Annotated in this window: 18 protein-coding genes and 1 CRISPR repeat array; of the genes, 4 read left to right on the top strand and 14 right to left on the bottom strand. The window is 33.4% G+C overall.

Annotated elements, in window-relative coordinates:
- Positions 1 to 4: 4 nt before the first annotated feature.
- Together ACNQF6_RS05850 and cas9 are read right to left on the bottom strand one after the other, a co-directional pair.
- Positions 5 to 583 carry a transposase gene (locus tag ACNQF6_RS05850; protein WP_417964103.1) on the bottom strand — a complete coding sequence of 193 codons (579 nt, stop codon included), beginning with the start codon at positions 581 to 583 and terminating at the stop codon, positions 5 to 7.
- Between the two features lie 246 nt (positions 584 to 829).
- Positions 830 to 2909: direct repeats of the CRISPR family, unit length 36 nt; unit sequence AATATCGTGTTTTCTAATCTTTAATCAAACCACAAC.
- 96 nt (positions 2910 to 3005) lie between these two features.
- Positions 3006 to 6380: a type II CRISPR RNA-guided endonuclease Cas9 gene (gene cas9, locus ACNQF6_RS05845; RefSeq protein ID WP_417964101.1), complete on the bottom strand. Its 3375-nt coding sequence runs from the start codon at positions 6378 to 6380 to the stop codon at positions 3006 to 3008.
- A 428-nt stretch (positions 6381 to 6808) separates the two neighbouring features.
- Here cas9 and ACNQF6_RS05840 point away from each other — a divergent pair, with 428 nt between their 5' ends.
- Together ACNQF6_RS05840 and hemN are read left to right on the top strand one after the other, a co-directional pair.
- Positions 6809 to 8821 carry a DUF349 domain-containing protein gene (locus ACNQF6_RS05840; protein WP_417964099.1) on the top strand — a complete coding sequence of 671 codons (2013 nt, stop codon included), beginning with the start codon at positions 6809 to 6811 and terminating at the stop codon, positions 8819 to 8821.
- A 144-nt stretch (positions 8822 to 8965) separates the two neighbouring features.
- The gene (gene hemN, locus ACNQF6_RS05835; protein ID WP_417964097.1) at positions 8966 to 10330 is read left to right on the top strand and encodes an oxygen-independent coproporphyrinogen III oxidase; all 1365 of its coding nucleotides are present in this window, start codon (positions 8966 to 8968) and stop codon (positions 10328 to 10330) included.
- A gap of 70 nt (positions 10331 to 10400) precedes the next feature.
- On the opposite strand, the gene ACNQF6_RS05830 is transcribed toward hemN, so the two are convergent.
- The 8 genes from ACNQF6_RS05830 to ACNQF6_RS05795 form a co-directional block, all read right to left on the bottom strand.
- Positions 10401 to 11102 carry a sulfite exporter TauE/SafE family protein gene (locus ACNQF6_RS05830; RefSeq protein ID WP_417964095.1) on the bottom strand — a complete coding sequence of 234 codons (702 nt, stop codon included), beginning with the start codon at positions 11100 to 11102 and terminating at the stop codon, positions 10401 to 10403.
- Between the two features lie 73 nt (positions 11103 to 11175).
- Positions 11176 to 11700: a FixH family protein gene (locus tag ACNQF6_RS05825; RefSeq protein WP_417964093.1), complete on the bottom strand. Its 525-nt coding sequence runs from the start codon at positions 11698 to 11700 to the stop codon at positions 11176 to 11178.
- Between the two features lie 60 nt (positions 11701 to 11760).
- Positions 11761 to 13179, bottom strand: a complete 1419-nt coding sequence (gene ccoG, locus ACNQF6_RS05820; protein ID WP_417964091.1) for a cytochrome c oxidase accessory protein CcoG — start codon at positions 13177 to 13179, stop codon at positions 11761 to 11763.
- A gap of 76 nt (positions 13180 to 13255) precedes the next feature.
- Entirely contained in the window at positions 13256 to 14155 is a 900-nt protein-coding gene (locus ACNQF6_RS05815) for a cbb3-type cytochrome c oxidase N-terminal domain-containing protein (RefSeq protein WP_315211112.1), read from the bottom strand.
- Between the two features lie 18 nt (positions 14156 to 14173).
- Complete coding sequence (locus ACNQF6_RS05810) at positions 14174 to 14353, bottom strand: cbb3-type cytochrome oxidase subunit 3 (protein ID WP_417964090.1); 180 nt, start codon at positions 14351 to 14353, stop codon at positions 14174 to 14176.
- A gap of 5 nt (positions 14354 to 14358) precedes the next feature.
- Positions 14359 to 16548 (bottom strand): cytochrome-c oxidase, cbb3-type subunit I, encoded by a 2190-nt coding sequence (ccoN, locus tag ACNQF6_RS05805; RefSeq protein WP_417964088.1) that lies wholly within the window; start codon positions 16546 to 16548, stop codon positions 14359 to 14361.
- 61 nt (positions 16549 to 16609) lie between these two features.
- Positions 16610 to 16801, bottom strand: a complete 192-nt coding sequence (gene ccoS / locus ACNQF6_RS05800) for a cbb3-type cytochrome oxidase assembly protein CcoS (RefSeq protein WP_417964087.1) — start codon at positions 16799 to 16801, stop codon at positions 16610 to 16612.
- A 116-nt stretch (positions 16802 to 16917) separates the two neighbouring features.
- A complete protein-coding gene (locus tag ACNQF6_RS05795; protein ID WP_417964085.1) occupies positions 16918 to 19335 on the bottom strand; it encodes a heavy metal translocating P-type ATPase in 2418 nt (805 codons plus the stop codon).
- Positions 19336 to 19444: 109 nt separating this feature from the next.
- Between ACNQF6_RS05795 and ACNQF6_RS05790 the strand changes: the two genes are divergently transcribed.
- Positions 19445 to 20125 carry a Crp/Fnr family transcriptional regulator gene (locus tag ACNQF6_RS05790; protein ID WP_417964083.1) on the top strand — a complete coding sequence of 227 codons (681 nt, stop codon included), beginning with the start codon at positions 19445 to 19447 and terminating at the stop codon, positions 20123 to 20125.
- Positions 20126 to 20136: 11 nt separating this feature from the next.
- On the opposite strand, the gene ACNQF6_RS05785 is transcribed toward ACNQF6_RS05790, so the two are convergent.
- From ACNQF6_RS05785 to def, 4 genes are all read right to left on the bottom strand, one after another.
- Positions 20137 to 21585, bottom strand: coding sequence for an APC family permease (locus ACNQF6_RS05785; protein WP_417964081.1), 1449 nt, complete (start codon positions 21583 to 21585; stop codon positions 20137 to 20139).
- Positions 21586 to 21671: 86 nt separating this feature from the next.
- Positions 21672 to 22445 carry a nucleoside triphosphate pyrophosphohydrolase gene (mazG, locus tag ACNQF6_RS05780; RefSeq protein WP_417964079.1) on the bottom strand — a complete coding sequence of 258 codons (774 nt, stop codon included), beginning with the start codon at positions 22443 to 22445 and terminating at the stop codon, positions 21672 to 21674.
- Between the two features lie 81 nt (positions 22446 to 22526).
- Positions 22527 to 23015: a DUF5606 family protein gene (locus ACNQF6_RS05775; RefSeq protein WP_417964077.1), complete on the bottom strand. Its 489-nt coding sequence runs from the start codon at positions 23013 to 23015 to the stop codon at positions 22527 to 22529.
- Between the two features lie 89 nt (positions 23016 to 23104).
- The gene (gene def / locus ACNQF6_RS05770) at positions 23105 to 23692 is read right to left on the bottom strand and encodes a peptide deformylase (protein ID WP_417964075.1); all 588 of its coding nucleotides are present in this window, start codon (positions 23690 to 23692) and stop codon (positions 23105 to 23107) included.
- Positions 23693 to 23888: 196 nt separating this feature from the next.
- Between def and ACNQF6_RS05765 the strand changes: the two genes are divergently transcribed.
- The gene (locus ACNQF6_RS05765; RefSeq protein WP_417964073.1) at positions 23889 to 26102 is read left to right on the top strand and encodes an FUSC family protein; all 2214 of its coding nucleotides are present in this window, start codon (positions 23889 to 23891) and stop codon (positions 26100 to 26102) included.
- The last annotated feature ends 43 nt before the right edge of the window (positions 26103 to 26145 follow it).

Raw genomic sequence — 26145 nt, 5'->3', positions numbered from 1 at the left:
TTTTTTAGTTTTCAAAAAATGTATCTGTATTCCATCTTTCCTGATTTGTTTCGATATAGTTAGAAATTCTTTCATAAGATGCAACGTTTCTAATAATATGATCGTGAAAGGAACGTTGCCATGCAAAACCTGACAAACCGGCTAAATGAATTTGTTTTGAAGATGTGGTTTTATAAGCACCTACTAATTCTGATAATGATTTTATTTTAATCGATTGCTCTGATGTCCTGTCTGAATCTATTTCAATTATAGCATGAACATGATTTGGCATGACGATATACGAATGTAAAAAAACATATACGTATTGATTTTCTAACCATACTAAACGATCGTGCGCTATTGTACCATATTGATTTCTTTGCATGATTTTGGTAATAGCATTCGCAGAACAATTTCCATTATGTGCAGGATTTTGATTGTGCGCAGGATTTTGATTGGGTACGGACAGTACGGACAGGTCGCGACCTGTCCCTACGATTGCACCAAAACAACATTTCCTATCTTGAACACAAATCGTAACAAAATATAAATTATTTTGCGAATAATCATATCCCAACATTCTATTTCGCTTTCTATTTTTCATTGCTATTTTATTACATTATTCATAATTATTGTGTACGGACAGGTCGCGACCTGTCCCTACGATTGCACCAAAAATAAAACATAGATTCCTGCACATTAATATAATTTCTAATACTAATTTATCGAATTTTTGATGACAGAAACAAAAAAAATGCCTCAATATTGGGTTATCAATCCAAAAAAGAGGCATTTTTTTATACGATATTCATTCATAATCACTTAAAAATCAGAAGGTAACAAGCCAACTAATATCGTGTTTTCTAATCTTTAATCAAACCACAACAAAGTTCGTTCACTCCATCCCTGAGACACGAATATCGTGTTTTCTAATCTTTAATCAAACCACAACAGTTTCCACCGCTAGAATAATTATTATTAAAATATCGTGTTTTCTAATCTTTAATCAAACCACAACCTTCCAACCGCTATTAGCTATTTTTCTAGCAATATCGTGTTTTCTAATCTTTAATCAAACCACAACTCTTTCTTTATTGTAAATACAAATTTCTATAATATCGTGTTTTCTAATCTTTAATCAAACCACAACTAATTAATATTTATCTTTAATATCCGTCCAAATATCGTGTTTTCTAATCTTTAATCAAACCACAACCTAATCCAATCATAAACAAATCCATCTGTTAATATCGTGTTTTCTAATCTTTAATCAAACCACAACAGAACGACAGCCTTAACACTTTCTACATCGAATATCGTGTTTTCTAATCTTTAATCAAACCACAACACATCATATCCAAGCGTTAAATTTTCAGTAAATATCGTGTTTTCTAATCTTTAATCAAACCACAACAGTTAGGTAGGCTAATCCACCCGCTAAAGAAATATCGTGTTTTCTAATCTTTAATCAAACCACAACTTCGCTTGATCCGCTATCGCTTTGGTATTAAATATCGTGTTTTCTAATCTTTAATCAAACCACAACTGTTTAGGATTGTCCCTGATTAGTCAATATAATATCGTGTTTTCTAATCTTTAATCAAACCACAACATGCGAAATTCGCATAGTCAATAATCTTTTAATATCGTGTTTTCTAATCTTTAATCAAACCACAACAATTAAATGGAAGTTTCAAAACCGATCCTGAATATCGTGTTTTCTAATCTTTAATCAAACCACAACATAGGTTCTTTTTGGTCGGAAGTTAAACAAAATATCGTGTTTTCTAATCTTTAATCAAACCACAACTAATCCATATTCTAATAAATTCAAGCAATTAATATCGTGTTTTCTAATCTTTAATCAAACCACAACAATTCATTCATTTGGTATATTTTTATTATTAATATCGTGTTTTCTAATCTTTAATCAAACCACAACTAAAAGAACATATTTAGCTTGCTGAATTATAATATCGTGTTTTCTAATCTTTAATCAAACCACAACAATTGCTTCGTGGTTTTCCTCTAATGCTTTAATATCGTGTTTTCTAATCTTTAATCAAACCACAACGCTATAAGCACAACATTGCGTATATCTGCTAATATCGTGTTTTCTAATCTTTAATCAAACCACAACTTTCGGAGCAACAAAAGAAAGAGGAGGAAAAATATCGTGTTTTCTAATCTTTAATCAAACCACAACAAATATAGAATACTACAACAGTTATTAATAAATATCGTGTTTTCTAATCTTTAATCAAACCACAACTCAGCAACTGTTTTTAAAACATAAACGTCTAATATCGTGTTTTCTAATCTTTAATCAAACCACAACTAGTAGCTGTTATAGGCTGTGGCGGGTAAAATATCGTGTTTTCTAATCTTTAATCAAACCACAACTTTGTGCGTCTACTGTTGCTGTGTTTACGTAATATCGTGTTTTCTAATCTTTAATCAAACCACAACTACTTGGATTTATTAGTTATTAATTTGGTGAATATCGTGTTTTCTAATCTTTAATCAAACCACAACTAATTTCCTCTTTCGTATTCGCTTTTACTAATATCGTGTTTTCTAATCTTTAATCAAACCACAACAGTCAAAAAGCACAAATTGAAGAGCCTGTTAATATCGTGTTTTCTAATCTTTAATCAAACCACAACCAAATGGAACGTTTTTAATTAACCATTCATAATATCGTGTTTTCTAATCTTTAATCAAACCACAACTAGTTATGGTAAATATCAGACTCTACCATTAATATCGTGTTTTCTAATCTTTAATCAAACCACAACTTAAACGTAACGGTTGTAGCCGATTGCGTAAATATCGTGTTTTCTAATCTTTAATCAAACCACAACTAAGCAGTTGACATACGTGTCTGAAACTAAAATATCGTGTTTTCTAATCTTTAATCAAACCACAACTGAAAGCTACTGCATCCCTGCTGGGCGGATGCCATACCTTTCAGTTGTGGTTTGGCTGTTTAAGATGTCGAACGAAATGTCAAAGAACATTCAAATTTACAATTTTTCAATTTTTCCTGAAACTGAAATTTTTACTTTTATTGGATTGAAAGTAAACCATCCTGTTTTACCTTCTCCAAAACCTCTTATTTGTTTGTAATCATCATCTGTAACTGTTGAAGATTTATGTTTTCTAAAAAAATAATCCCCCGATGTTAATTTTTGCACCCTATATAAATGCTCTTTCAAAACACCGTAATCTGGATTTTCCCAGTTTATCTCATCATCATTTAAACCTAACAAAAACATATCGTTTATATGCAAGGTTGTTACTATTTCTTTTCCTTCAGCTGGCAATTGATACGTTGGAAATCCTTTGCTTTTTCTTTCTACAACAGTCCAAAATGTAACTACTTCTTCTTTGAGATTTCCTTTTTCATCTTTGTAAATCAATACGTGATGGTTATTTCTAGGATTTACCCATTGGTTTACATTATCTTTTAATTTTTCTGCTCCACCAATATTTTCCTTCATTCTAATTTTCAAAATAGGAACTGGCGCACCATTTTTATTAGGTAAGAAAATTTGTGGCTGTTTCACTCCATTTTCATCAACAATAAAAAAAGTACCTGCAGGAATTGTGCCTTTCACAAATCCACCTAGTTCATAAATTCTTTTAAAAATTAATTTTTTAATAGATTCATCAACCACTTTTTCAAGTTGTTTTTCGGTTGTTAAACTATCTATCGATTTTCTAACGTGAAATGCTTCATCACCATTAAAATTTCGTTTACCGAAAACGGTTTCTTTATGCAATTGTCCTCGTGCAGCAACCCCTTTATTGATATGCGTTTTTCCATTTTTCTCTACTTTTGTGTATCGAATAGTTATATCATTGGCTATACGCTTATGCGAAATCAATATTTTATCGACTGCTTTTTCAGCATCAAATCGGAAGGTTTCCCAAGGCATTGGAAAATCTTTTAAATCATAGTTTCTGTTGTAACGATTCCATTTTGATAATTCTTGCAAATAACTTGTTTTACCACAAGCCATAACCAAAGCATCAATAGCATGATGACGATGGTCTTCACGTGTTTTGGCATTTTCATCATTCAAAACGGTATTTAAACCCCATTTTTGACGCAAGTTGGCAGTCATTTGCCCTGGAGAAACAGTTACTTTTTTACAAATTTGCGTTAAATATGTTGCTGCTTCTTTACTAATAAATCGTGTATCGTTTAATTGTCTTGAAGAAAAATCATCATCAAATTTTATTTGCACAAATCGTTTGAATTTTTGATAGGCGTTTGGATATTCTTTAGTGTCCGAAAATAATTTCAAGGCACGTTCTTTTCTTGCGCTCCAATCTAATTCATCATTACCATAAAATTCAAAAGGTGTTTTGTCTCCTTTTCGACGGTTTTCATTAGCATAACACAATGTTTTATTATTAAAACTATCGTTAAGCGAACGACTCCAGGGATGAATATGTTCTATTTGGATTTCGCCTGTAAATAATTTAGATACCGGAATTGCAACACCCGTATATGGACAAGTTTGTTTACATTCTTCCCAAAGTTTGAATTTTAAAATGTTATCGTGCGAAACCCTTATATATTTTTCAACCTCCCTTTTTACCCTATCATTTTCTCGTTCTAATCGTTTTTGATCTCTACGAATTCTATTTCGCTGTGATTTAGAGATTTTCAAATCACGAGCCATTTCTACTTTTATTTCGTCAAGCTGTCCGTGTTCTTCGATTAATTCATTTACTAATTTTCGCAAGTCAAACAACGCTGTAATTACAATAGGATTCCTAATAGTTTGAATTTCTTTATCAGCTTCTTTTCCTATTGGTAATTTTTCTAACAAATCAACAATGTCAATTGTTGCTGAATGATGATAAAGTTTCTTTAATTGCCTTTCATCGAAACCAAAATCTTTCCTAATTAAATCTTTAATCGTATCAATAAAACCACCAGAGATTTTAGACCTAACTATTGCTTCAACATTATCAATTAAATCTAATTGCTTTTGATTATTTTCTAAAGTGTCATTTTGCCATTTGGTTCCAAAAGCATTTTTAATTCCGCCCATAACGACTGCAACATCATAAGTATATTCTTGCTGTAGAAACGGTAAAATATTTGCAATTGCTTTTCTACTCAAGCTTGCATAACCATCTTTTACATTAAATTTTGAAATTGCAATAGCTTGTTCTTCGGCAAAATTCCAATTATTAATAGCGTATTCTTTGAGATTCGATTTACTATCAAAAAAATACAAAACGTGCCAAATATCTTCTTGTTCTTTATCTGAAAACTCAAACCATCGTTTACCAAAGAATTTTTTGTTTGACAAATTAGAAATTGTATGCGTTCCAACAATTTTATCATCGTCTTTATAATTGAATTTGAATTCGGCACTTTCTTTACCAATTGTTTTTCGCAATTTTTTAAATTCAATTTTATCTGATACAAGTAATTGCTCAATAAGTTTTTCTTTTTCGGAATGAGAAATTTTATTTCCGTTATATTCAACAGTATTTACCCATTGCCAAATTCGGAACATTTCAACAGGAATAGCACTAATTGGACATTTAGTTTTTGTGGGTTCAAACGAACAATTACCAACCAAATGTTTTTGTGAACGCAATGGTCGTTGATGAAACAAAATACCATCTGCTTCGTAATTATCTTGTTTTCTTCCTCCAAATTTTGTTTTTAAATCATGATTTAGAACCGAATGAAATTGTGCTTGTTTGTCCCAAATCAATTCAAATTCGTCAATATACATTTTACGAGTGGTATATCTGTTTCTGATTCTTTCCAAACCGTCTTCAAAAGGTTGATTTTCCTTTGGATAAATCTCATACAAATAAGAACCTAGCGTTTTACCCTCGATACTATCTAATGTATCATCAATCCCAATTTTGCCTTCTTTTACATTTCCTTTGAAAATTGCTCCATCATCAGTTCCACCTTTTCTACTATTGCTTAAAAATCCACGTCTTTGAATTAAATGGTAAAAAATTCTACCAATTTCTTCTAGAGATAGTTTTTCATTCAACGCTTTTTGACGTAACTCATAAGGATTTAATGCAAACCAAGAAGATAATGTATCCGAAGGAAATAATTTTGTTTTTTTCCAATCTTCAAAATCATTTGCATCCATAGGACACATTTTATTTTCTGAAAGTGCTTTTAACAAAATTTTCTTCCTTAATCGTCTTCTAAAAAACTGACGGCGAACGCCTCTTGCTCCTGTTCGACTCGCATTTTTAGACATTTCATTATCACCATCACCTAAATTCTCAACTCCCATTGGAAATATCCTGCTTCCAATTCCTATAATTTCATTTAATTTATCATCAATCAAAGCCCACCCAATCGAGTTTGTACCTAAATCTAATCCTAATATTTTTGCCATGTCAATCTCTATTTTGTAAGAATTTTTAAAACTACGAAGAAAATAATTAACCACTTTACGGTTTTCCACATTGCAACATAACTTTTTTTTGTTTAGGTTTGTAACTGATTAAAATTTCTAATCTTTAATCTTATCACAATAAGGCTATATGCCGTAGATGAAAATCTTTAGTCCTGCTTCGGTGGGACTTTTTTTTGGATAAAACTCACAATTAAAACCCCAGAACCCTAGCCCTGATGGCAGCGGCATCCTTTTTTGTTCGTCTTTTCGGCAAACAAAAAAGATACAGCGAACAGCAGGAAATTGCTTCAAAAAGAGCTGATTCCTAACCTAAAACGACTATAAATAAAAGATTTGTTTTGAAATTTCGTGCTCCTTTACTATCTTTCGAGTTCGATAAAAAAATAGAAACCTTACACATTGAAAAAATGTTAGAAGAAAAGAATGATAACCTGCTTGAGGCAGATGGAAATTTAGAACACAATTCTGTTGAATCTACTCCAATAGAATCAGAAGTTTTGGAAACGGAAACTAGTGACACTGTTACTACTATTCCTGCAGAAGATAATGCTGTAACGCTAAGTGATGAAGAGTTGCTAGCGAACGATCCTATTACAGAGACTGAAAACCAGACTGTGCTAGATGCGATTGCCGAAACAAATGCTGCCGAAAGTGAGGACGAAACGTTGAAGGAACGTCATGAAATTCCTATGCAGGATTATGATACCTTGTCTCTTGAAGCACTGGTAGATGAACTGAAAAGTTTAGTTTCCAATGAGAAAGTGATGTCTTTTAAGGAACATATTGAAGAAATCAAAAAAGCATTTTTGGCTAAATACAACCACCTTCTTGAAGAGAAAAAAGAGGAGTTTTTAGCAGAAAATCAAGATCCAAATGAAGAATTTCAATATCATTCTCCACTAAAAACAAATTTTGATAAATATTATTCTCTTTTTAGAGATACTAAAAATACCCATTTCAAGAGTTTACAAACGAATCTAAAAACAAATTTAGAAAACCGTTTGGCTATTGTTGAGGAATTGAAAGAGTTGATTAACCCACAGGAAAACATCAAAGACACTTTAAAACATTTTAATGATTTAAGAGAACGATGGAAAACTGCCGGACCAATTCCGAAGGATAAATACAACCACGTTTGGAACAATTTCCATTTTCATGTGGAAAATTTCTATGATTACCTGCATTTAGACAGAGAAGCCAGAGATTTAGATTTCAAACATAATTTAGATCAAAAACAAAAAATTGTAGCGCGTGTTGAAGAATTGGTGAATGAAGCCGATATCAACAAAGCATTCAGAGAACTACAGGATTTACATAGAATTTGGAAAGAAGACATTGGTCCTGTTTCTAGAGAACATCGTGATGCGATTTGGAACAAGTTTAGCGATTTGACCAAACAAATGCATGATAAACGTGAAGTTTTGTTCGAAAATCAAAGAGGAACAGAACTTGAGAATTTAGAAAAGAAAAAAGAAATCATTGCCAAGATTGAAGTTTTGGCTACTGAAAAAGTAAATGCACATACACAATGGCTGGCTCAAATAGAAAAAGTAGAAGCCTTGCGTACAGCTTTTTTCTCTGCCGGAAAAGTTCCTTCGGATGTGAATGAGGAAACTTGGGCTAGTTTTAAAACTGCTGTCAGAAATTTTAATTCTTTCAAAAATTCATTTTACAAAGACATAAAGAAAGATCAAAACGACAATTTAAGCAAGAAAACGGCTCTTGTTGCCAAAGCCAAAGAATTGCAAGAGAGTCTTGATTTTGCTGCTACTACTCCTATCATGAAACAAATTCAGGATGAGTGGAAACAGATAGGACATGTACCAAGGAAATATTCGGATAAAATCTGGAAAGAGTTTAAAGATGCCTGCAATCATTATTTTGATAAGTTAAAAGAGCAAAAGAATGAGGAAAACGGTGAAGAAGTAGCCGCTTTTGATAATAAAAAAGCCTACTTGGAAACGTTGAGAGAATTTCAGTTGACCGGAGATCACAAAACAGATTTGGATGCTATCAAATTGCATATCGAAACTTGGAAAAACTTTGGAAAAGTACCTTTCCCAAGAAGACATATTGAAGGGAAATTCAATAAAATCCTGGACGCCCTTTTTGAAAAATTGAGTTTGAGTAAGAAAGATACGGATATGATGCGTTTTGCTAATAGAATGGATCATTTATCTGAAAGCAACGACACTCGAAAACTGGATAACGAAAAGATTTTCCTAATGCGTAAGATTGATGAAGTTCAGAATGAAATTTTCCAATTGGAAAACAACATTCAATTCTTTACCAATACGAGAAATGCCAAAAAAGAAAATTCTATTGTATTAGAAGTTCGTAAAAACATCGCTATCCACAAAGAAAGTCTTGATGTTTGGAAAGAAAAACTAAAACAACTGAGAAATCTAAACCAAGAGTAAATTTCAAATTTTCATCAAAAATAATCACGAGGCTGTCTTTATTGGACAGCCTCTTTTTTTATAAAAGGTTTCTTCAATATGATAATTATCATTTTAATAGTTGAGTAGTCGTTCTACTTTTGAACAACGATAAATGATATTGCCATGAAAAATTCCTTGATACAAAAATACAATGTTCCAGGACCAAGATACACCAGTTATCCTACAGTTCCGTATTGGGATGAAACGGATTTTACGGATGAAATCTGGGCTGAAACATTAAAAAAATCCTTTCAAGCGAGTAATTCTTCAGAAGGTATTAGTTTGTATATCCATTTGCCTTTTTGCGAAAGCTTATGTACTTTTTGTGGCTGTAACAAGCGTATCACCAAAAATCATGGTGTTGAAAATCCGTATATAGAAGCAGTTTTAAAAGAATGGACCTTATATTGTAAAATTCTTGGAGAAAAGCCAACTATAAAAGAGATTCATTTGGGCGGAGGAACTCCCACATTTTTTTCTACTAAAAATTTAGAGGATTTAATAAATGGTATTTTTGTTCATGCCAAAAAAGCCAAAGACTATGAGTTTAGTTTTGAAGGTCATCCAAATAACACTTCACACGAACATTTGCAAAAGCTTTACGATTTAGGTTTTAGAAGAGTGAGTTTTGGTGTTCAGGATTATTCCGAGAAAGTGCAAAAAGCAATTCATCGTTTACAGCCATTTCATAATGTGGCAAAAGTTACGTTTTGGGCTCGAGAAATTGGGTATACTTCCATAGGTCACGATATTATTTTTGGATTACCTTTTCAGGAAATAGAGGATATAATTGATACGATTGAGAAAACAAAATCATTACAACCCGACCGATTGGCATTTTATAGTTACGCTCACGTTCCTTGGATTAAAGGCAATGGACAGCGCGGTTTTAATGACGAAGACATTCCAAAAGATGATAAAAAAAGAATCCTGTATGAAACCGGTAAAAAATTATTGTATGAAAACGGATATCATGAAATAGGAATGGATCATTTTGCTTTGGAGACTGACAGTTTATATGAAGCTTTTCAAAACGGCACATTGCACCGAAATTTCATGGGATACAGCTCTTCAAAAACACAATTGATGATTGGATTGGGCGTTTCTTCCATCAGTGACAGTTGGTACAGTTTTGCACAGAATGTAAAAAATTTAGAAGATTATTATCAAATATTAGAATGGAATAAATTACCCATTTTCAGAGGACATTTATTGACTGATGAAGACCTCATCATCCGAAAACACATTCTGAATTTAATGTGCCAATTTGAAACTTCCTGGAAAAACAAAGAAGGTTATTTCAACGAAATTCTAGACGTATTAATTCAATTGAAAGAAATGGAAAATGATGGGTTAGTAATCATTAAAAACAATAGCATTGTCGTTACAGAAAAAGGGAAACCTTATGTTCGAAATATTTGTATGGCATTTGATTTACGTTTGAAAAGAAAAGCACCGGAAACCGAATTATTTTCGATGACAATCTAATGCTCCCCAATCTTACAAAATATAAAAGCACGCTAATTGGCGTGCTTTTTTATACAAAACTATTAGAATATTAATGACAATTAGGATCAGCTTGAATAAATAAACTCATATTTGACGGGGAAATATAAGGAATCCCCAATCCCAATCCCCTTAAGATAAATAAACAACCAATGCATACCGCTACATAAGGAATCGCTTTCTGAATTCGGTTTCGAATAGGCACCGTTAAGAATGAATTGATATACACTACGCTGCTCATCATGGGAACGGTTCCTAATCCGAATAGAATCATATACAGAACACCCAAACTTTCACTTTGCATGACAATAGCACCAAACAAGGCCACATAAACCATTCCGCAAGGCAAAAAGCCATTCAGTAAACCAATAATAAAAAGGGATTTGTAACTCTTGTTTCTAAACTGACTTCCTAAAGCCGTTTTAATTCTGGAGATTAATTTAAAAACGGGTTTTGAAAAATTGTATTTCGCAAAAATTTTCTCCGGAGTCAAAACTACTAAGATCATGGCTACACCAATAAATATGGATAAATTCTGTTGTAAACCGGCCAAGAAGAAACCTTTTCCAAGCAGCCCAAAAACGAAGCCTATTGTCCCATACGCAGTTAATCTTCCTAAATGATAGGTGATAATTTGAGTTGCTTTTTTAGTCTGATTCGTTCTGTCTACGGGCAACATCATAGCGATAGGACCGCACATACCAATGCAGTGAAAACTACTTATTAAACCGAAAATGAAGGCAGTGTAAAGCATTTTTTTATTTTAATGTCATAAAACCGAAAGTCTTAAAGTCACTTACTGGACTTTCTGACTTTTGACTTTATGCCTAATTGATATATATCGTTTCTTTAGACAAATACGATTTTCCATCATATTGCCATTCCATATTAATGTCCCATCGACCGTCTGCCAAACTTTTTTTAGGTATGAGCAAAGTAGTAGCATCAGATAGTGAAATTGGAATTTCAAAATCTAATTTTTTGTTAGACGGTCTGTAAAGGGACACTTTACCTTTGATATTTTTTGGAACAAATACTTTTGGGAATACTATTTCAACTCCATTTGAAACACTATTTATTGTTGGCTTTTGAGCCAAATTTGCAACATTCTGAACACGAGCCATTTCATCTCCAAAATGAGCATCATGTTTGTAATATTCTTCTACCACTAACTCATTGTCATATTTTGAATCGGATTGAACCGTAAAAACAAAATACAAAATGAAGGTTATAAACAACCCAAAAGCGATTACGATTCCTGTTCCCCAATTAATCCGAAGCCCCCTAACCCCCAAAGGGGGAACTCCAATTGAAGTATTCAAATTATCCGAATCATTATTTTTTTTTGTCATTATATAAATATTTTTTTTATTCAACACTCTGCTCTTTCCCTCTTTTGGGGTTAGAGGATATTAATCAAAACTACGCGGACTCAAAAAATTAGTGGTCGCCGTTTGAATTTTTTTGTTTCCATTAAACACCTCAATTTTCAATTTTTTTTTATCGCTGTCCAATAAATTTTGATTGATTTCAACAAACAGCGTTCCACCATTCATACCTTGTTTAGGCACTTTTAAATCTTGCTTCCCAACCACTTTTAAAGTTCCTTTTATTCCAACAAGTTTAAAATGAATATCATCAAAGTCATTATTTGTTTTATTGATGATTTTAAAAGTATAAATGTTGCTAATATTATCGCCTTTGTGCTGAAACAATTGTCCTGGCAATCTTAAAATACTTGCTTCAACATCCGAACGCAAGAACAATAATCCAATCAAAATTCCTGTCAAAATGAATAAAACGGCTGAATAGCCTTTCATTCTAGGCGTAAACTTGAACGTTACTTTTTTCTCAATTTCATCTTCAGAAGCGTATCTAATAAGTCCTTTTGGTAAACCAACGCTATCCATAATCGTATCACATTCATCAATGCAAGCGGTGCAATTGATACATTCCATTTGTGTCCCGTTGCGGATGTCAATCCCGGTTGGACAAACATTAACACATTGTTTACAATCTATGCAATCGCCTTTTCCAGTAGTCGCCCTGTCTTCTTGCTTATTGAATTTAGCACGGCCTACTTCTTTTTCGCCACGAACAAAATCGTACGCAACATTTATAGATTTATCGTCTAATAAAACGCCTTGCAATCTTCCGTAAGGACAGGCTATAATACAAACTTGTTCTCTAAACCATGCAAAAATAAAATAGAAGACTCCTGTAAAAATCAATAATGAAATCAAAGTGCTCACATGGTTTTCAGGCCCTTCTTCAATCATTAAAAGCAACTTGTCACTACTGATGAGATACGCCAGAAAGACATTGGCAATAAAAAAAGAAATGATTAAGAAAATTGTCCATTTGAAGACTTTTTTTCTAATTTTTTCCCCATTCCATTCCTGTTTTTCCAAACGAATTTGAGCACCACGATCGCCTTCTATCCAGTATTCTATTCTGCGGAAAACCATTTCTAAAAAGATGGTCTGCGGACAAATCCATCCGCAAAATATCCGTCCAAAAATTACCGTAAAAAGGATGACGAAAACGACTCCAATAATCATAAAAAGAACAAACAGATAAATATCCTGAGGCCAAAATGGAAATCCGAAAATATTAAATCGGCGCTCCAGTATATTGAACATCATGAACTGGTTTCCATTTATCTTTATAAAAGGATTCGCAACAAGTACAATCAGTAAAAAATAACTCACCCATTTCCTGTAATCATAAAACTTTCCTGAAGGCTTTTTAGGAAAAATAAATTTTCTGTTTCCTTCTTCATCAATCGTTCCGATAGTATCTCTAAAAGTTTCGTCTGGTAATTTTGACATTTTTTTTTATTTAAAACACAAGTTCAAAATAATTATTAAAATTCTTAAGCTAAATAAAAACGTGTGTTTCTAATTGTTATTTAACTGCAACAGTAACATTTTCTTCTACCCAGACTTCGCCTTCCGGAGCTTTAGCATCAGGAGGATTACTTCCTTTTAAGGATAAGATATAACTGGCAACTTTCTGCATTTCTTTAGGTTTCAATGTGCCTTTCCAAGAAATCATTCCTTTTCCGTCACGTCCTCCATTTACCAAAGTATGAAATACATTTTTTATTCCGCCGCCTAAAATCCATTTATCATCCGTGAGATTTGGACCAATTTGTCCTCCTGCATCAGCTCTGTGACAAGCCGCACAATTTGTTGTGAAAATTTCTTTTCCAGCGGCTAAATCGGCAGGATCTGTCAGTAAGGTCACCGTTTTTTCATCCATCATATCCGGTGCAGTTTTCATGTATTCTGCAATATCAATTTTGGCTTGAGCCACTTCTTTCTTAAGCTCCATTTCTTGATTATCAGCTCCTAAAACTTCGTATCGGACCATGTAAACAACCCCAAAAACGATACATGCATAGAATAAATACACCCACCAAGGCGGTAAATTGTTGTCTAATTCTTTAATACCATCGTAATCGTGGTCCAATAACAACTGATCTTCATTATCCAATGACTCTGTTTTAGTCAATTTCGCCATCAATTTCTTGTACCATTCACTATCCTTGAAACTTAAATTATTTGCTTCATTTAATTGGATTTTTTGTTCCTCGGTCAATAATTGATAGGTAATATTATCAACTGCCTTCATCGTGATTTCTATGGCAATCAAAAGAAAAAGGAACACGAATAAGAATACGGAAACCATTGGAAATTTTATAAAAGCAGGACGATCTCCTGAGTCTATGAAATATTCCATTGCCATCATTACAGCAAAGAAAATAACAGGTACTCTAACGTATACTGGAATTAATTTTTTCATTTTCTAAATTTTAAAAAATTATACTATTTGATTGTCTCTCAATGGAATTTGACTCAATTCATTTATCGTTTCTTTCTTATAAGAGAACACCCACAGACCAAGGCCCAAGAAAAAGACGAAAAAAATTAATAATGATAAGATGGGATATATTGCCACACCTTCTATCGTTTCCATATTGTGTTTTATTTGTTCGAACATGACTTTTATTTTTTAGCGATATCTTTTACTTTAATATCTGTTCCCAGTCTTTGCATATAAGCAATTAAGGCAACGATTTCCCTTTCGTTCATTGGAACAAATTTTTCTCCTCTGGCTTCGGCTTTTTTCTTGCTTTCGTCATAACTTTTCACAAAGTCAGGATCATTTTTCAAGTTTTCTTCAATTGCAATCGCTTGTTTTCTTAAATCATCTAAACCACTAGCAATCTGAGCTTCAGTATAAGGAACTCCAAGCGTCACCATGACCTGCATTTTCTTTTGAGTCAAAGAAACATCCATCGGTTTATTATCAAACAGCCATTTGTAACCCGGCATAATGGAGCCTGCGGATATACTTTGCGGATTCCAAAAGTGGTTAAAATGCCAATTGTCATTATACTTAGCACCCACTCTTAATAAATCCGGACCGGTACGTTTTGATCCCCAAAGGAATGGATGATCATACACAAATTCCCCAGCTTTAGATTGTGGTCCATAACGTTCCACTTCACTACGGAAAGGACGAACAGACTGTGAGTGACAACCTACACAACCTTCACGAATGTATAAATCACGTCCTTCTAATTCTAATGGAGAATACGGTTTTACACTCGCAATGGTTGGAATATTAGATTTAACCATAATTGTAGGTACGATTTGGATAACACCACCAATTAAAATAGCAACAGTTGCCAAAATGGTTAACTGAATCGGTTTTCTTTCTAACCAAGGGTGAAATTTCTCTCCTTTTACTCTTCCTGCACTAATTTTTAATAATTCAGGAGCTTCAGCCAATTCATCTTCAATTTTAGAACCTGCTCTAACCGTTTGGATAATGTTATACACCAAAGTAAACATCCCAATTAAATAAAGGGTTCCACCAATAGCTCTCATCCAATACATTGGCATGATTTGAGTTACTGTTTCAAGGAAGTTACCATAGGTTAAAGTTCCGTCCGGGTTGAATTGTTTCCACATAGATGCTTGTAAAAAACCAGCAACATACATTGGAATCGTGTATAATATAATTCCTAAAGTACCAATCCAGAAGTGAAAATTAGCCAACTTAACTGAGAACAAATTGCTTTTGGTCATTCTAGGAACCAACCAATAAATCATACCAAAAGCCATAAATCCGTTCCAAGCCAATGCACCAACGTGAACGTGAGCAATAATCCAATCTGTATAATGCGCGATAGCATTTACATTTTTTAAGGATAACATTGGACCTTCAAAAGTCGCCATTCCGTAACCTGTTATCGCTACCACAAAGAATTTCAAAACGGGTTCCACACGCACTTTATCCCAAACCCCTCTCAAGGTTAAAAGTCCGTTTATCATTCCACCCCAAGATGGCGCAATCAACATAATAGAAAAAGCAACTCCTAAATTTTGAGCCCAGTTAGGCAAAGCCGAATATAATAAATGGTGAGGTCCAGCCCAGATATAAATAAAGATTAATGACCAAAAGTGAACAATTGACAGTCTGTAAGAATACACGGGACGATTCGCCGCCTTTGGAATAAAATAATACATTAATCCTAAGAAAGGTGTAGTCAAGAAAAACGCAACTGCATTATGACCGTACCACCATTGTACTAAAGCATCTTGAACTCCTGCGTAAACAGAATAACTTTTCATTCCAGAAACCGGCAATGATAAACTATTGAAAATATGTAAAACTGCCACAGTAACGAATGTTGCCAGGTAAAACCAAATCGCGACATATAAATGGCGCTCTCTACGTTTTATAATAGTTCCAATCATATTGATACCAAAAACAACCCAAATCAATGCGATTGCAATATCTATTGGCCATTCTAATTCGGCATATTCTTTAGAAGAACTATAGCCTAATGGTAATGATATGGCTGCAGCAACAATGATTAATTGCCAACCCCAGAAATTAAGATTACTCAAAAAATCACTGTACATTCTGGCTTTTAACAATCGTTGCAACGAGTAATAAATACCCGCAAACATTGCATTTCCTACGAAAGCAAAAATAACTGCATTGGTGTGTAAAGGTCTTAATCGACCATAACTCAACCACGAAATACCATCAGTAATATTTGGAAAAAGGAACATAAAGGCCAATGTAAGCCCTACTAACATCCCTACCACTCCAAAGACAATGGTTGCGTAAATGAATTTTTTTACAATTTTGTTGTCATAATAAAACTGCTGCATTTCCATATTTATAATTATTTTTAAAGTTGTTTATTATTTGTTTTGTTGAAAGTCATAAAATTGAATATTACAAAGTCGTTGAACTTTCTTTTTTCGGTTTTTTAACTTTCGACTGAATTAGCTCATCGTCAAATAACATTCTGACTGATGGCGTATAATCGTCGTCATACTGGCCTGTTTTTACTGCTCGTATGAAAGCAATAAAGAAACCAATGGCTACTATTATACTGATGGAGATTAATAAATAAATGACACTCATACCTTAATTTGTGTTAACAAAGTTACTTTGACGTTTTGGAGTAAAATATGACATTTGTCATACTTATTGATATATGTTAAATTTATGTGAAAGCGCAACTCAAAACGTATACAATTCTATTTTTTATTTGCATAATAACTACTCATCACCGTTACAAAACTCACAATCGTTATTGTACTCAAAGGCATTATAATGGCCGCAACCAGAGGCAATAAATTCCCAGTAATCGCAAATGATAATCCCACTACATTGTACAATAAGGAAAGTCCAAAACTCATTTTGATAGTCGTAATGGAATTCTTGGATAATTTCAAGAAATAGTTCAATTTTTGAAACTCACCAGCATCCAAAATAGCATCACAAGCCGGTGAAAAAACATTCACATTCTCAGAAATGGAGATTCCTACATTGCTTTGCGCCAAAGCTCCGGCATCGTTCAATCCATCGCCAACCATCATTACATTTTTACCTTTTTCCTGTAAATTTTTAAAGAATTCTAATTTTTGTTCTGGTTTCTGATTGAAAATCAATTCCGTGCCTTTCGGCAAAAGTTGTTCAAGAGTAGCGCGTTCGCCTTCATTGTCACCAGATAAAACCTTGATTTGATATTTACTGCTTAAGTTCTTAAAAAGCTCCTCAAGTCCTTCTCTATATTGATTATTGAAAATAAATTTTCCGTAATAAACATCATTTACCTTTATGTGAACCGACGTTTGCTGAATGTTATTTTCTTCTGTTTTATCTACAAAAGCTGCAGAACCTATTTTAATTTGGTAACCAAAAATCTGAGCTTGGATTCCTTTTCCCGTAATTTCTTCAAAAGCATCTACTTTCAACTTTTTGGTGTCATTTTCTGATTTATTTTGCAAAATTGGAATTGGCAAATAATCATACAACATTCTGCTCAACGGATGATTTGAAGCCCGAAGCACATTTTTTATCAGCAACAAATTCTCATCGGAAAGAACGGTTCCTTCATAGGAAATATTCGATTTTTTATTGGTGGTAATCGTTCCCGTTTTGTCAAAAACAATCGTATCTACTTTCGCCAATTGCTCAATAACCAAAGCATTTTTGAGATAGAATTTCTGTTTTCCTAAAATTCGTAATACGTTCCCAAAAGTGAATGGCGCCGTCAATGCCAAAGCACAAGGACAAGCAACAATAAGCACTGCTGTAAACACATTGAAAGCGGTATTAGCATCAATAAAAATCCAGTATCCAAATCCTGCAAAAGCAATCAATAATAAAATAGGTGTAAAATAACGACTAATGCTATCGGTAATCGTTTTGTGTTTTTGCTCCACATTTTTTTGGAACACATCATTACTCCACAATTGCGTCAAGTAACTTTGGGAAACTGAATGTAAAACTTCCATTTCGATTACTTTCCCTATTTGTTTTCCTCCGGCAAATACTTTATCTCCAGAATGTTTCGTAATAGGAATTGCTTCTCCCGTGACAAAACTATAATCGATTTCCGCTTTTTCCGAAATTAAAATCCCATCAACCGGAATGAGTTCTTGGTTTCTAATAAGTAGTCTGTCGCCTTTTTCAACTTCGTAAATCGCAACACTTTCTTCGGAAGCATCCGCATTAATTTTAGTAATTGCTATTGGAAAATAGGATTTAAAATCCCTTTCGAAACTCAAAAAACTATAGGTTTTTATTTGGAACATTTTCCCTAATAGCATAAAGAAAATCAATCCGGTTAAGCTGTCGAAAAAACCAGAACCGTAATCCATGACGATATCAAACGTACTTCGCACAAACATTACAACAATTCCTAAAGCAATGGGAATATCAATGTTCGCTCCCGAAACTTCGGGATTGGTTTTGATACTTTTATAGGCTGAAACATAATACCCACTCGCCGAGTAAAAGAAACTGGGTAACGATAAAGCAAAAATCAACCAACGGAAAAAGCCACGGTATTGGTCTAACCAATATTCTTTTACTTCAAAATATTCCGGAAACGAAAGCAACATAATGTTCCCAAAACAGAAGAAAGCAACGCCTAGTTTATAAGTCAAACTTCTATCTACATCATTACTTCCCGTTTCATAGTTTTCTAAACTAATGTAGGGTTCATAACCAATAGAACTCAATAAATAAACAATCGTTTTAATAGAAACAACTTCAGGATTGAATGTGATTCGGACTCTTTTTTCAGGAAAATTAACCTGCGAAGTGCTTATTCCTTTTTGAAGACGCTGTAGATTTTCCAGAATCCAAATGCACGAGCTACAATGAATATGAGGAATACTAAGTGAAATAATTGCGGTTGAATTTTCTTGAAATTCCAATAATTTGGATACAATACTCTCATTGTCTAAAAAATCATATTTACCATTAATATCTTGCGGGGTTGCTCCAGGGGATTTTTCAAAATCATAATAACACGTCAAATCATTTATACTGAAAATTTCGTAGACCGTTTTACAACCGTTACAACAGAAATTTTTAGCATCAAAAATAATTTCGTCTTCTTTAATAATGTCTAACCCACAATGGAAACAGTTTTGTGTGTCCATAACTTTGCTCATTTTACCTGGAACAAAGGTGATTAATTGAATAATTTAAAAATATGATATTTGTCATATTAAAGAGTTAGTTTTGTAATTCCAATAAATCACAAATACTATGAGCAAATGCGAACAATGTATCGTCAGACAATTTAGCTCTTTAAAAGCCTTAACTAAAGACGAATTACTAAAACTCTCCGACTGTAAAACATCCCACATAATTAAAAAGGGTGAAGTTATATTTGAAGAAGGAGAAAATGTAAATGGTATTTATTGTATTAAATATGGTGTTTGTAAACTGACTAAATTGAGTGCAAACGGCAAAGACCATATTGTAAAATTAGTTACTAAAGGAGAATTACTAGGACAACGCTCGATGATTAGTGATGAACCGGTCAACTTGAGTGCCGTAGCTCTAGAAGATATGCAGGTTTGTTTCATTCCAAAGTCGGAAGTGATGAGTTTCTTTGACAAAAACAATCAGTTTTCGATGAACGTAATGAAAACTATTTGCGGTGACCTAAAAGAAGCCGATGATCACATGGTCAATTTAGCCCAAAAAACTGTCAAAGAAAGATTAGCAGAAACGCTTCTTCATTTACACGATACCTTTGGGAAAAACGAGGATAATTCGTTAAAAATACAACTTTCCAGAGATGAACTGGCCAGCATTATTGGCACTGCCACAGAAAGTTGCATCCGTTTACTTTCTGATTTTAATAAATTAGGACTTATTGAATTAACAGGTAAAAAAATTATTTTAAAAGACATTATTGCGCTAAAAAAATTAGCAGATTAGATACATTAATTTTACTCTTTTTTATTCATTATAAAATAATACACCGGAATCCCTAACGCCACAATACACAATCCTAAGCCCGTATTGAACGTATCATAAATCAATAAAGTGAGACAAATTGCTACTGTAACCACAATATAAAGTGCAGGTACAAATGGATAACCAAACGCTTTATAAGGTCTATCTGTATCAGGTTCTTTTTTTCTAAGAATGAAAACACCCAAAATAGTTAGGATGTAAAACAACAACGATGCAAAAGTGGCGTACGTCAATAAATCACCGAATTTTCCCGAAATACAAAGCACACAAGCCCAAATACATTGCACCCATAGTGCTTTTGCAGGAACCTGATTTTTATTCAGTTCTGTAGCTCCTTTAAAAAATAATCCATCTTTTGCCATGGCAAAAAATAATCTTCCTCCCGAAAGAATCAAACCACTATTACATCCAAAAGTGGAAACCATGATTAATGCAGCCATCACAAATACACCTACATTTCCCATAATCATACTTGCGGCCGCCGCTCCTACTCTATCATTACTGGCAAACATGATTCCGTTACCGGAAATATCAGCAGCGTTAGGAGTTCCTTGCATTGGCAACAAAGCCAAATAAGCTAGATTTGCCAAAACATAAATAACAGTCACAATCAGGGTTCCAAGAAACAAACTTCGAGGAATATTCTTTTTGGGCTCTTTAATTTCTCCCGCAATAAAAGTAACATTATTCCAGGCATCACTAGAAAATAATGAGTTGATAATCGTTGCTCCTGCAGCACCCACAATTGCCATTCCTGCTAATTTTGTAACCGTAATTGTTCCGTCAGGATTTACAACCGTTTTACTGGCTTCCCACATATTTGCAAAATTATTAGACAAAACATCAGTTTGTAAACCAACATACAATCCTAAAACAATCAATGCAAAAAGTGCAATCAATTTAGCCGAGGTAAAAATCAATTGAACTGTTTTTCCGCTTTCAACTCCTTTGGTATTGATATACGTTAGCAGAATTATACTAAAAATAGCCAAAACTTTTTGGTACGAAAAAACAAAACCACTACCAACTGTAAACAGCGTTTGATCTAAAACTGGAAAGAAGATAGCGGCATAATTAGCAAAAGTAACCGCAATAGCGGCGATAACACCTGTTTGAATTACCGTAAAAACAGTCCAACCGTACAAGAAAGAAACTAATCTTCCATAAGCGCGTTGAATGTAAACGAATTGTCCGCCAGCATTGGGCATCATTCCTGCCAATTCTCCGTAACTCAATGCCGCAGCAACAGTGATCAATCCCGTTACCAACCAAATTACCAATAACCAGGCAGCAGATCCAATATCTCTTGCCATAGCTGATGTAACTATGAAAATCCCGGATCCTATCATGGAACCAGCAACTAAACTCGTGGCATCTATTAATCCTAGAGAACGTTTTAACTCGGTTTTATTTTCTGACATTTGTTAATTAATTATTTAAAAACTGAACACTAATCCCGAAGTATCAGGACTGAAATATGAGCACTGATTACTATAAAAACTGAATACTATAACTTCTTCGCTTCTTCCCAAAAAATGTCCATTTCAGCTAAAGTCATCTCCATTAAAGGTTTTCCTAATTCTCCTGCTTTACTTTCTAGATATTGAAATCGCTTGATGAATTTTTTATTGGTTCGTTCCAAAGCATCTTCGGGATTTACGTTAAGAAATCGTGCGTAATTGATCATCGAAAATAAAACATCCCCAAATTCAGCTTCAATTTTATCTTGGTCACCTGCTTCAACCTCAACTTGCAATTCTTCCAATTCTTCTTGAACCTTATCCCAAACCTGATGTGATTCCTCCCAATCAAAACCTACTCCTTTTACTTTATCCTGAATTCGGCTTGCTTTTACTAATGCAGGTAAACTTTTTGGAACACCTTCTAGAACAGATTTTTTACCTTCTTTGAGTTTCAATTTTTCCCAATTCTGCTTTACTTCTTCCTCGTCTTTTACCACAACATCACTATAAATATGGGGATGACGGTGAATTAGCTTTTCACAAATTTCATTACACACATCGGTCATATCAAAATCGTTCGTCTCGCTTCCTATTTTTGCATAAAAAACAATATGCAATAACAAATCCCCAAGTTCTTTTTTGACTTCGTTCAAATCATTATCCAGAATTGCATCACCTAATTCATAGGTTTCTTCAATAGTCAAATGACGTAAGGTTTGCATGGTTTGCTTTTTGTCCCAAGGGCATTTTTCACGCAAATCATCCATAATGTCTAATAATCTTTCGAAAGCTTGGAGTTGGTTTTGTCTTGAATCCATCAGAAATTGTTTTTTGTAAAAATAAAAAAATCCTGTTCAGAAAAATAGCTGAACAGGATTAAATATTATTGTAGTGTAAAATTACTCTTTTTTAGCTTTTACTTTTTTAGAAGGAGCTTCTACTTCTGCAACTAGAATTTCCTCTGCAACGGCAGCAAGCTCTTCTGTCACATCTGCTGCTGGAACTTCATCAGTAACTAATCCTTTTGCTTGCAACATATTATACCAGTTTAAAACTTTTTTGATATCAGAAGGATAGACTCTTTCTTCATCATAATCTGGTAAAATTTCTTTGAAATAAGCCGTCAATGTAGCATTATCTTCTTTATGTGAAATCGCTTGACCTTTATTTTCTTTATCAGCAATTTTCTGCATGATTTCAGCTAATGGTTTTTCGCCTTCATACGTGTAAATTGAAATTTCCGACAATAAACTCACATTACTTTTTAAGTTTACTGTGATTTTTTTTCCATCCAATAATGATTCAGCAACAAACCCAGTACGTGTTTGTACTCTTAATACATATAAACCCGGTTTCCCAGAAATGGCTAATATTTTTTCTAAATTCATGTTTTGTGTAATTATTATTAAGAATTTGACTTATTTATTTTTTCATTTAAAACCAAAAATCATACCAAGATGAAGCTATAAAAACTGTTTTATCTTCCTTTTTTAGCAAAAAATTTCATTCGGTAGTCTTGGAATGTTTTTCCTTCCAAAATGTTTTTCAATTTCTTTTGAATTAATCGTTTTTTTAATGACGAAATTTTATCTGTGAATAATACTCCTTCAATATGATCGTATTCATGTTGGATTACTCTGGCGATTAATCCATCAAAAACTTCGGTTTTCATTACAAAATCCTCTTCACAGTATTCAATTGTTATGGTAGGATTTCTATAAACATCTTCTCTAACGTCTGGAATACTCAAGCAACCTTCATTAAAACTCCATTCTTCACCTTCTTCTTTTATCATTTTTGCATTGATAAAAGTTCTTTTGAATCCTTTTAATTCTTTTTGCTCTTTATCCTCTAATTCATCATCATCACTAAAAGGCGTCGTATCGATTACAAATAAACGAAGTGCCAATCCTACTTGTGGTGCAGCAAGTCCTACACCATAGGCATTATACATCGTTTCGTACATGTTAGCAATCGTTTCTTTCAAATTAGGATGCTCTGGTGAAAGAACCTCGCCTACTTTTCTTAAAACTGGATCACCGTATCCTATAATTGGTAAAATCATTGTTTTTGTATTAAGTATTTTGTAATAAAAGTGAAAATAAATTTCCCTTTAATTCAGTCTGCAAAAATAGTAAAAAAATAGACAATGAATAATCCTGTATCGATAATTAGTGTTTTTTTACCAATTAGGCAAAAACAGAGCAAATTATGCTTTGAATGAGTCACTCAATTCTTACCTTTGTTTGCAATACAATTGTATGATTCACAAAATCCGAAGATTTACCGACAGTACTTATTTTACTAATGCTCTAAAAGTAACAATAGCCGCAGTTATTCCAGTTGTAGTGCTTTCTTTTTTAGGCAAATTTGAAATAGGCTTTACCATCGCATTAGGAGCTTTTTTCACTTATCCAAGCGATATTCCAAGTAATCTAAAACATAAAATAAACGGCATTCTGGTTACCGCTTTACTTGTTGCAGGTGTCAATTTGTTAGTGAATATTGTCTATCCTTATTCCTTAATTTTCTATCCTTTTTTAGCAATATTAATTTTTCTGATGTCGATGGTATCTGTGTATGGACAACGAGCAACAATGGTCTCTTTCTCTGCGCTGATTTCTATTTCATTAGCATTTGCTAGCATCAATACCGGTTGGGCAATGGTCCAACACTCCCTTTTAATATTATCCGGAGGATTATTTTATCTAATGATTTCCCTCATTTTTCATTATGTAAGACCTCATCGCTATATCGAATTACAAATTGCAGAATGTATTAAACTTACGGCTAAATATTTAAAATTAAGAGGTGATTTATGGACGATTAATGCTGATAGAAAAGCAATTATTGAAAAACAATTACACCTTCAAGTAGAACTGAACACCATTCGACAAAACATACGAGAAGTATTAATTAGCAGTTATACGACTTCTGGATCTTCCAATCAAAACCGAAAAATGTTAATCGTTTTTATTTCATTGATGGAAATTCTAGAGCTTGCATTAGCTACTTCATTCGACCATGATAAATTGCATCAAAAATTTGACGACCATCCAAAGGTGTTGTTGACGTATCAAAAATTAGCCTACAATCTTGCCACAAGTTTAAAAAAACTGTCCAAAAGCGTACAAAACCGAACTAAATATATTTCTAAACATACTTTACGAGGTGACTTGAATGCTTTACAACTTGCTATCACGGATTATGAAGATAATTTAGGAAAAATTCCCGCTTCCGAAGGTGTTTTTATGCTGACCACCATGCTACAGTATGCTGAAAAACAAGTGGAGAAAATAAAAATTGTAGAGCGTGCTTTTACGCTAGCCTTCAATTCACAGGACTTTAAAGAAAAGGATAAAGACTTAGAAAAATTCCTGACGCCACAATACTATCCTTTAAGCACTTTGATTCAAAATCTGAGTTTCTCTTCCACAATTTTCAGACATTCGCTACGACTAACCATAACATTGTTGATTGGTTTTATCATTGGAAACATACTGCCTTTTCACAATGTCTATTGGATTTTATTGACTATTATAGTTATTATGCGACCTGGATACGGCTTGACAAAACAACGTTCTTTTCATAGAATTTTTGGTACTATTATAGGAGGATTAATCGCTTTTGGGATTCTTTCTGTAGTACACGATAATTTTACAATCAGTATACTTTCCATTTTAAGCATGCTTTTAGGATTTTCATTTACCCAAATAAATTATAAAGTCAGCGCCACATTTGTGACAATGTATGTAGTTTTTATTTACGGAATATTAACTCCTAATATTATTGATGTAGTTCAATACAGAATACTTGATACGGTTGTAGGTTCTGCTTTAGCTTTTCTAGCCAATCACTTTTTATGGCCTTCTTGGGAGTTTTTAAATATTCCGTCACACATAGAAAAATCGATTATTGCAAATCAAAATTATTTGAAAGAAATTTCGCTTTTTTACAATAAAAAAGGGACTATTTCTACTTCGTATCGTATAGCTCGAAAAAATGCTTTTATCGAAATAGGAAATTTAATGGCTTCTTTCCAAAGAATGGTACAAGAACCTAAATCGAAACAAAAGCAATTACCACAGGTATATAAATTAGCGGTGCTGAATCATTCATTACTATCATCATCAGCTTCGTTAGGAACCTACATCCAATCGCACAAAACAACATCAGCTTCTGAAGCGTTTAACGTTGTAGTGGATACAGTCATTAGAAATTTGGATAATGCAATTGCACTTTTGAAAGAAAGTGATTTATATCTAAAAGAAAATCTCCCAAAAGAAGATTTGGCTATGCGATTTACGGAATTAAAAAATATTCGAGCCAAAGAATTAAAAGAAGGAATTCCTATTGATGAAGAAGCGTTTAAATTGAAAATGCAGGAAGCGCAATTGGTTATAGAACAATTAATCTGGTTGACTAATCTCTCTGAAAACATTTTAAAAACCACAAAGGAATTAATGGAGTTTTAAAAAAGTGATCAGTAATCAGTGATTCGTAGCTTACTGAACACCG

The sequence above is a fragment of the Flavobacterium pasteuri genome (genome assembly GCF_048286615.1).
GTDB lineage: Bacteria > Bacteroidota > Bacteroidia > Flavobacteriales > Flavobacteriaceae > Flavobacterium.
The sequence above is the reverse complement of the archived record's forward strand: the minus strand, read 5'-3'. Positions and strand labels throughout refer to the sequence as shown.

Excerpts from the sequence above, each read along its gene's own strand:
- ACNQF6_RS05850 (WP_417964103.1), bottom strand. The coding sequence starts at position 583 with ATGAAAAATAGAAAGCGAAATAGAATGTTGGGATATGATTATTCGCAA.
- cas9 (WP_417964101.1), bottom strand. The coding sequence starts at position 6,380 with ATGGCAAAAATATTAGGATTAGATTTAGGTACAAACTCGATTGGGTGG.
- ACNQF6_RS05840 (WP_417964099.1), top strand. The coding sequence starts at position 6,809 with ATGTTAGAAGAAAAGAATGATAACCTGCTTGAGGCAGATGGAAATTTA.
- hemN (WP_417964097.1), top strand. The coding sequence starts at position 8,966 with ATGAAAAATTCCTTGATACAAAAATACAATGTTCCAGGACCAAGATAC.
- ACNQF6_RS05830 (WP_417964095.1), bottom strand. The coding sequence starts at position 11,102 with ATGCTTTACACTGCCTTCATTTTCGGTTTAATAAGTAGTTTTCACTGC.
- ACNQF6_RS05825 (WP_417964093.1), bottom strand. The coding sequence starts at position 11,700 with ATGACAAAAAAAAATAATGATTCGGATAATTTGAATACTTCAATTGGA.
- ccoG (WP_417964091.1), bottom strand. The coding sequence starts at position 13,179 with ATGTCAAAATTACCAGACGAAACTTTTAGAGATACTATCGGAACGATT.
- ACNQF6_RS05815 (WP_315211112.1), bottom strand. The coding sequence starts at position 14,155 with ATGAAAAAATTAATTCCAGTATACGTTAGAGTACCTGTTATTTTCTTT.
- ACNQF6_RS05810 (WP_417964090.1), bottom strand. The coding sequence starts at position 14,353 with ATGTTCGAACAAATAAAACACAATATGGAAACGATAGAAGGTGTGGCA.
- ccoN (WP_417964088.1), bottom strand. The coding sequence starts at position 16,548 with ATGGAAATGCAGCAGTTTTATTATGACAACAAAATTGTAAAAAAATTC.
- ccoS (WP_417964087.1), bottom strand. The coding sequence starts at position 16,801 with ATGAGTGTCATTTATTTATTAATCTCCATCAGTATAATAGTAGCCATT.
- ACNQF6_RS05795 (WP_417964085.1), bottom strand. The coding sequence starts at position 19,335 with ATGGACACACAAAACTGTTTCCATTGTGGGTTAGACATTATTAAAGAA.
- ACNQF6_RS05790 (WP_417964083.1), top strand. The coding sequence starts at position 19,445 with ATGAGCAAATGCGAACAATGTATCGTCAGACAATTTAGCTCTTTAAAA.
- ACNQF6_RS05785 (WP_417964081.1), bottom strand. The coding sequence starts at position 21,585 with ATGTCAGAAAATAAAACCGAGTTAAAACGTTCTCTAGGATTAATAGAT.
- mazG (WP_417964079.1), bottom strand. The coding sequence starts at position 22,445 with ATGGATTCAAGACAAAACCAACTCCAAGCTTTCGAAAGATTATTAGAC.
- ACNQF6_RS05775 (WP_417964077.1), bottom strand. The coding sequence starts at position 23,015 with ATGAATTTAGAAAAAATATTAGCCATTTCTGGGAAACCGGGTTTATAT.
- def (WP_417964075.1), bottom strand. The coding sequence starts at position 23,692 with ATGATTTTACCAATTATAGGATACGGTGATCCAGTTTTAAGAAAAGTA.
- ACNQF6_RS05765 (WP_417964073.1), top strand. The coding sequence starts at position 23,889 with ATGATTCACAAAATCCGAAGATTTACCGACAGTACTTATTTTACTAAT.